The following is a 6,820-nucleotide window of genomic DNA, read 5'->3' on the forward strand; positions in this document are numbered from 1 at the left end:
ATTTTACAACACAGGCTGGCATCACTCTATCCATGTCACGAGTTGGGAAATGTATCGACAATGCACCAATTGAAAGTTTCTTTGGGCATTTCAAGACAGAGTCTTATCATCTCAAGAAATACAAGACTTACGAGGAGCTAGTCGCAGATGTGGAAAGCTATATCCAGTTTTACAATACACAACGTTATCAAGCTAAATTAAACAACCTGACCCCTTGGGAATTCAGGAATCAGGTTGCTTAATATCTTTTATTATTTGACTGTCTACTTGACAGGGAGCAGTTCAGTGAACATTCTAAGAGTTTTTTGCGTTTGATTTAAAATAAAAAAGGTTGAAGAAAATTGTCTAAAGATGAGCTAATGAAGTCATAAAAGTAAAACTGAACGACTATAACATATTATTCTCCACGTGTGTGGCTAATCTTATAGCGGAATTGGTCAGCACGTGCAATACTAAAGGTATATTCAATAATCCGATTTTTGTCATTGTAGGTCTTACGGATCAGGTGCAAGACCGCATCTCCATTGTGAATATCGAGGAGGTTGGCTTCATTTTCAAGCGCAATACTGGCATAAAATTCCTCATCTGCCAAACGAATGACCTGACCGTAATCTTCTGCAAAAATTTCATATAAGGGTCTTGTCTGCAACTCCTTTTCAGATAAGGAATCAAAGAGCAAGGCGGGTACATAGGTTCGCTCTAACATCATTGGAATCCCGTCTGCTAGCCGTAGACGCTCCAATTCAAAAATGGGATCTCCAATCGCAACTTGGAGGTGTTGTGCCAAATAGTCTGTTGCCTGAATCCGCTCGAAAGATAAAATCTGGGTCTTTGGAACACGACCAACCCTACGCATCTGTTCCGTAAAACTATAGGTCATCGATAAATCAACTGCTTGGTGCCCCACCTCTGACACAAAGGTCCCCTTTCCATGAACCTTATAAACCAAGCCTCTTTTTTCTAGTTCTTGCAAGGCCAAGCGGACAGTAATGCGGCTAACACTGTACACCTGTGTCAATTCTCTTTCTGAAAGTAATTTTTCATTTGCCGCCATCTTTTCTCGAATCTCTGTCTCAAGTATCTCTACTAATTGAAGATAAAGAGGCTTTGTGCTAGATATATCGGCCATGGTATTCACTCCTTCATCGGTTATAACCACTTTAAGTATAGGCTATTTTCTCGCCAAATGCAAGTTGAAAAAAACTGCCACCCCTCTCGACTGGTACCAAAATCAAATAGAGGAGCAAGGACAATCGATACTTCAAGAACACGATTGAACCTCACTCCCTAACAGATATTCTTTCGCCTAAGGACTTACGGGCATGTTTGAAATATTGTATTCCGCATCATTATCTAAGCTTCTGCTAGCAATCAGATGTCAATTGATAAATAATTCAACAATATAAATAAGCATAAGATGTAGAGGATACACAATATAAAATAGGTCTTTTTCCCAAGCTTTGCCACTGCCACCTCGTTGACCATTATACGTCAAAATAAGCGGAATCGCTACCCACTGCATAAACTGATTATTGAATCCCAAATAGTGATAGAGACTAGCATAAGTATCACCAAGAGAGTAGTAACTAACAATTGCTTTTACAGCCAATAAAAGAGAGGTGATCGCAAGTGTCCAAGCAGCTGCTTTTTTAGAATGAGGAAACCAGGCTAGTACAAGCCCGAGAGGTAAAAGGTACAAGCCACCTTCCGTTAGACAGGTCACCAGTATCATTGGGAGGAGAAGTAGAATATTCTTCCACCTATCTTTCTCATTGGTTTTGATACGTTCAACAAGTGAAAAGATAAGGAAAAAGCAGGTTAGGGTTAGAAAAATATTATTGCCATCCACCAACAAAAAGGCGTCAAATTCCTGGGTCAAGGGGTGATAGTAGTGCCCTGTGACGATATTCTTGACAAGATTCAGTAAGAACATGACAAAGGCGCCCATATATAAGCGTCTAAAGTAGCTCTTTCGATTAGAAGTGTGGATAAAACCTTCTGCCAGCAAATACAAGAATACCGGAGCGACGAATCGTCCAATCCAAGATACCCAGATTGGAAAACCGAGTTGATGCCCAAAATGAGTGTTCACATGATCAATCACCATCCCCACAAGAGCAATAAACTTTAGTTGAAAGCCCGTCAATTGTAGCTTTTTCATTATAGCCTCCTCTACTACGCTTTATAGCCGTTTAGTTTATTTTTAGTACTAGGCAACGAGTCGCAGGTAGTACTGGGGTACAGCAAGACGAGTTAACGAAGTAATAAAAATATAAACTAAATGACTATAAAAATCATTTTTCCATTATAACACAACCGCAGCGGAGCTTCCAATTCTTAACGATTAACAATAATGTGAGAGTATAAAATGCTTCAAATAGCCGCATCTTACAAAGGTGCGCTTTTCTTATGCTTGATTCTTGTTGTCAATAAAACTAAAGATTAACCAACGGTAACCCGTACTCCGAATCCCTACGCTTAGAACTCTGCAAAAAAAGCGAGGACACGCTACCATGTTCTCGCTTATGTTAAACATTGAGATTGTAGTTGCTGTCAATCTCTTTTTCTACTTCTGGGGTCCTACCTAGGCTCGCACCTTCAACAAGCTGTTTGCAGCCATGCAGCTGGGAGTGAAATAATCTTGGAATAGACCGTTTCAGTCCAAACCTAGAAAATCCAACTCTTTTTCATTTTAGCTCTTTCCCGCCTCACTCCTTACGGCGTAGCTTCACCACCGCCTCAGTCCTTGCAGTATGGGGAAACATGTCTACCGACTGGATATAGTCGATATGATAGACCTTAGCCAGCCGCACCAGATCTCGAGCCAAGGTGGAGACATTGCAGGACACATAGACCATTTTTTCTGGTTGATACCGAATAATGGTCGCAAGCAATTGCTCATCAAGCCCTGTCCGTGGCGGATCGACAATCAAGGCATCCGCCCTGTAACCGTCCTGATACCAACGTGGGATAATCTCTTCTGCCAAACCCACTTCATAGTGCGTATTATCTAATCCCAGTGCTGCTGCATTGCGCTTTGCATCCTCGATTGCCTCTGGAATACTATCCATTCCTCGCAGCGATTTTACTTGCTTAGCAACAGCAAAACCAATCGTTCCAACCCCACAATAGGCATCTATCAACTGCTCATGCCCTTGAATATCCAGTGCCTTGACAGCTTCACCATACAAGACCTGTGTCTGCTCTGGATTCAACTGGTAAAAAGCACGCGGTGACAAGGCAAACTCATAACCTAGCACAGCCTCCTCAATCGCCTCTTGCCCCCAAATAATTTCCGTCTTTTCTCCATAAATCTCACTAGACTTTTTGCTATGCCAATTAACGGCGATCGTCACAATCTCTGGAAATTGTCCGACCAATTCTTCTATCAGACGGGTCAGATTGACCTGTCTAGAAGTCACAAAAATCAACTGAATCTGCCCAGTCTCCCGAGCCCGGCGCACCATCACTGTCCGAATCCCTCCGTTACGTCGCTCATCGTAAATCGGAATCCGATGCTTGGTTAACAAGGCAGCTACCTGATTGATGACCTTTTGGGTCATTTTATCCTGCACCAAGCAGTCCTGAATGGCAATCAAGCGATGAGAGTGCTCGGCATACAGCCCTGCCTGAACGCTTCCTTTCATCAGACGAGTCTGGAACTGCAATTTCGCTCGATAATAGCTAGGCTCTTTCATACCAAGGGTTGGACGAATCTCATAGTTTTCAAAACCTGATGGTTGAAATTTTTTCAAGGCTTGCCGCAACAAGTCTGTCTTGAAATCCAACTGCCGATCATATCGCAAGTGCATGATTTGACAACCACCACAAGCTTGGTATAAAGGACAGGCTGGTTCGACCCGAAACTTGGACGCTCGATTCACCTTGAGCAAGCGTGCCTCGATAAAATTTCGCTTAACAGCTGTCACCTGGCAGTAGACCTCTTCCCCCTTTAAGGCTCCAGGTACAAAGACCAAGGTCTTTTGAAAAAAGCCAATCCCCTCACCATTGATCCCCATTCGTTTAATCTTTAAGGCAATCCGTTGTTTTACTTGTATACTCATAATACTATTTTACCGAAATTTCGTGTATAATGAAAGAATGAAAATTACAAAACTTGAAAAGAAAAAGCGACTCTATCTGCTAGAGCTGGATAGTCATGAGCAACTCTATATTACCGAAGATACCATCGTCCGCTTCATGCTCAGTAAAGACAAGGACATTACGCCAGAAGAATTGGCGGATATACAAACCTTTGCCCAACTATCCTACGGCAAGAACCTTGCCCTCTACCATCTCTCTTTCAAGCAACGAACCCGGAAAGAAGTTCAAGACTATCTTGAAAAACACGACATCAATCCGTCCATTATTCCTCAAATCCTTAAGCAACTTGAAGTAGATAATTGGATCAATGACCGAAAATATGTCGAAACCTTTCTCTACCAAAATCAACTATCCGGAGACAAGGGGGCTCAAAGTCTCAAACAGAAACTCTCTCAAAAGGGCATTCCTACTTCTCTCATTGAAGAAGAACTCCAAAAGATTGATTTTACCCCCATTGCAGAGCGCATTTCCAAAAAACTTGCCAAAGTATATTCCCATAAGCTCCCCCATAGAGCCTTAGAAGATAAATTGCTTCAAACCTTACTACACAAAGGTTTTTCCTACTCCCAAGCCCAGACCGCCGTCCAAGGTCTTGAACTAGAAGCAAATGAAGTCATAGAGGAGCAACTGCTTGAAAAAGAGTTGGACAAGCAGTACCGCAAGTATAGTCGAAAATACGACGGCTACGCATTGCAGCAACGCTTGATTCAGGCGCTCATGCGCAAAGGCTACGATTACCAACAAATAAAAAGCACACTACGGGACTATCTCTAATCTTCATTTCCGAACAAAGCAATAGTGGCAGCAAAAATTTTTCCTATTCTTTAAAAGTTATGGTATAATGAATAGGATTAAACTTAAATTGTAGAAAGTTGGTAACCACGTGAAATTACCAAAAGAAGGCGACTTTATTACAATTCAGAGTTATAAACATGATGGCTTATTGCACCGCACCTGGCGCGATACCATGGTACTAAAAACAACAGAAAATGCTATCATCGGTGTTAACAATCATACCTTGGTCACCGAAAATGATGGTAGACGTTGGGTCACTAGAGAACCTGCTATTGTCTATTTTCACAAGAAATATTGGTTTAATATCATTGCCATGATTCGTGAAAATGGTGTCTCCTATTACTGTAACCTCGCAAGCCCCTTTGTTCTTGATAATGAAGCTCTCAAATACATTGACTATGACCTTGATGTCAAAGTTTTCGTTGATGGAGAAAAACGCTTGTTAGACGTTGATGAGTATGAACGGCACCGCAGACAGATGAACTATCCAGCTGATATTGACTTCATTCTCAAGGAAAATGTCAAAATCCTCGTGGACTGGATCAACAATAAACGCGGTCCCTTCTCTCAAGCCTATGTCAACATTTGGTACAAACGATATTTAGAACTACGAAATCGGTAAAGTTGCATCCAGAAAAACCTGATTTTCAGGCTTTTTTCTTACGAATAAAAAGGAACTATTATGGCATTTACAAATACAACTGGACGATATGCCAGCTTCAGTACCGTTACCTCCCTACCTGGCAACGTCATAGACAGCATCTGGTACATCATCGATAACTACCTCAAACACGTCATCCCCTTGAAATCGATTATCCGATTTCAACTTAGTAACAATCAGGGAAAGATCACTGTCACCTTTTCACAGGAACTGTATACCAATGCGCTCTCTGTTGACTTACCAATTCCCTTTGACCCCCTCTACCCACGAAAATTATTAGTCATTGACAAAAAAGGGCAGGAAACCATTGTCCTACCTGATGAATTGCATTTTTAAATCGAAAATCAAAGACTTGGTAGTTGCTATTAGATCTTGAGCCGAAGACAGACCCTTGAAAAAGAGTTTGTCTTCTTTTTTCGAATTTATACTCGTCAAAAATCCAAATCTGACGTCGTTAACTCGCCTTGCTGAGTAAAAGGTTCTTAGCCTGTTCCCTAAAAACAAGAAAGAACAGAGTTCTATTTGCTACAACAGTCTAGGAATAGACTGTTGTAGATGGGAAATAAAACGGGTGAAACTCGTGTCAAGTGTGCCCCCCTTTGGGACATAACTGTTTCAGCTTTAGCCAGTTCCAGATTTTGATTTTTCTAGAATATTCAATAAGAATGGTAAATGCAGAATGTTTAAAACAATATTCTCTATATCCCACATTCCGCTATTGAGTTGATTGCTGGTAGTAATTTTTAACTTTACCCAACGCTTCTCAACTGGATTTTATTCAGATACAGAGTAATAAATAAGAAGAATAGCCAATCAATACACTTTAAAAGTCAAAACTATCCATCACTATCCTTTTATTTTGATAAACACATGAAGATCTTCAACCTAGCTAAAAATATGTCTTGGATGGAATATAACTTTAAGAAATCAAAAAAAGAGAGCCAATGCTCTCTCCATTATAGTCCGTACGGGATTCGAACCCGTGTTACCGCCGTGAAAAGGCGGTGTCTTAACCCCTTGACCAACGGACCATACATAGATTAAAGATTTCTCTTTACTCCGCCAGTAGGACTCGAACCTACGACATCATGATTAACAGTCATGCGCTACTACCAACTGAGCTATGGCGGATTCTAGCTAAGCAACTACCCTATCTCACAGGGGGCAACCCCCAACTACTTCCGGCGTTCTAGGGCTTAACTGCTGTGTTCGGCATGGGTACAGGTGTATCTCCTAGGCTATCGTCACTTAACTATTCTG

Annotated in this window: 7 protein-coding genes, 2 tRNA genes and 1 rRNA gene; 4 read left to right on the forward strand and 6 right to left on the reverse strand. The window is 41.3% G+C overall.

Annotated elements, in window-relative coordinates; genetic code table 11:
* A partial coding sequence (locus BU200_RS09770; RefSeq protein ID WP_142237006.1) for an IS3 family transposase occupies positions 1-242 on the forward strand: 242 nt, incomplete at its 5' end.
* Between the two features lie 155 nt (positions 243-397).
* On the opposite strand, the gene BU200_RS09775 is transcribed toward BU200_RS09770, so the two are convergent.
* The 3 genes from BU200_RS09775 to rlmD all read right to left on the reverse strand — a co-directional run bounded on the left by BU200_RS09775 (position 398) and on the right by rlmD (position 4,064).
* A complete protein-coding gene (locus BU200_RS09775; RefSeq protein ID WP_075099962.1) occupies positions 398-1,129 on the reverse strand; it encodes a GntR family transcriptional regulator in 732 nt (243 codons plus the stop codon).
* 249 nt (positions 1,130-1,378) lie between these two features.
* Positions 1,379-2,161 carry a TraX family protein gene (locus BU200_RS09780; RefSeq protein ID WP_075099963.1) on the reverse strand — a complete coding sequence of 261 codons (783 nt, stop codon included), beginning with the start codon at positions 2,159-2,161 and terminating at the stop codon, positions 1,379-1,381.
* Positions 2,162-2,708: 547 nt separating this feature from the next.
* On the reverse strand, positions 2,709-4,064 hold the full coding sequence (gene rlmD / locus BU200_RS09785) for a 23S rRNA (uracil(1939)-C(5))-methyltransferase RlmD (protein ID WP_075099964.1): 1,356 nt from the start codon (positions 4,062-4,064) through the stop codon (positions 2,709-2,711).
* Between the two features lie 37 nt (positions 4,065-4,101).
* Here rlmD and recX point away from each other — a divergent pair, with 37 nt between their 5' ends.
* From recX to BU200_RS09800, 3 genes are all read left to right on the forward strand, one after another.
* The gene (recX, locus tag BU200_RS09790) at positions 4,102-4,878 is read left to right on the forward strand and encodes a recombination regulator RecX (protein ID WP_075099965.1); all 777 of its coding nucleotides are present in this window, start codon (positions 4,102-4,104) and stop codon (positions 4,876-4,878) included.
* A 109-nt stretch (positions 4,879-4,987) separates the two neighbouring features.
* The gene (gene ntdP, locus BU200_RS09795; protein ID WP_075099966.1) at positions 4,988-5,521 is read left to right on the forward strand and encodes a nucleoside tri-diphosphate phosphatase; all 534 of its coding nucleotides are present in this window, start codon (positions 4,988-4,990) and stop codon (positions 5,519-5,521) included.
* Between the two features lie 60 nt (positions 5,522-5,581).
* Positions 5,582-5,896 (forward strand): DUF960 domain-containing protein, encoded by a 315-nt coding sequence (locus tag BU200_RS09800; protein WP_075099967.1) that lies wholly within the window; start codon positions 5,582-5,584, stop codon positions 5,894-5,896.
* 623 nt (positions 5,897-6,519) lie between these two features.
* On the opposite strand, the gene BU200_RS09805 is transcribed toward BU200_RS09800, so the two are convergent.
* From BU200_RS09805 to rrf, 3 genes are all read right to left on the reverse strand, one after another.
* Positions 6,520-6,591: transfer RNA gene (locus BU200_RS09805), tRNA-Glu, on the reverse strand.
* Positions 6,592-6,617: 26 nt separating this feature from the next.
* Positions 6,618-6,691: transfer RNA gene (locus BU200_RS09810), tRNA-Asn, on the reverse strand.
* Positions 6,692-6,696: 5 nt separating this feature from the next.
* Positions 6,697-6,812, reverse strand: a 5S ribosomal RNA gene (rrf, locus tag BU200_RS09815).
* Positions 6,813-6,820: the final 8 nt, after the last annotated feature.

Origin of the sequence: Streptococcus acidominimus (genome assembly GCF_001921825.1) — a bacterium.
Lineage (GTDB): Bacteria > Bacillota > Bacilli > Lactobacillales > Streptococcaceae > Streptococcus > Streptococcus acidominimus.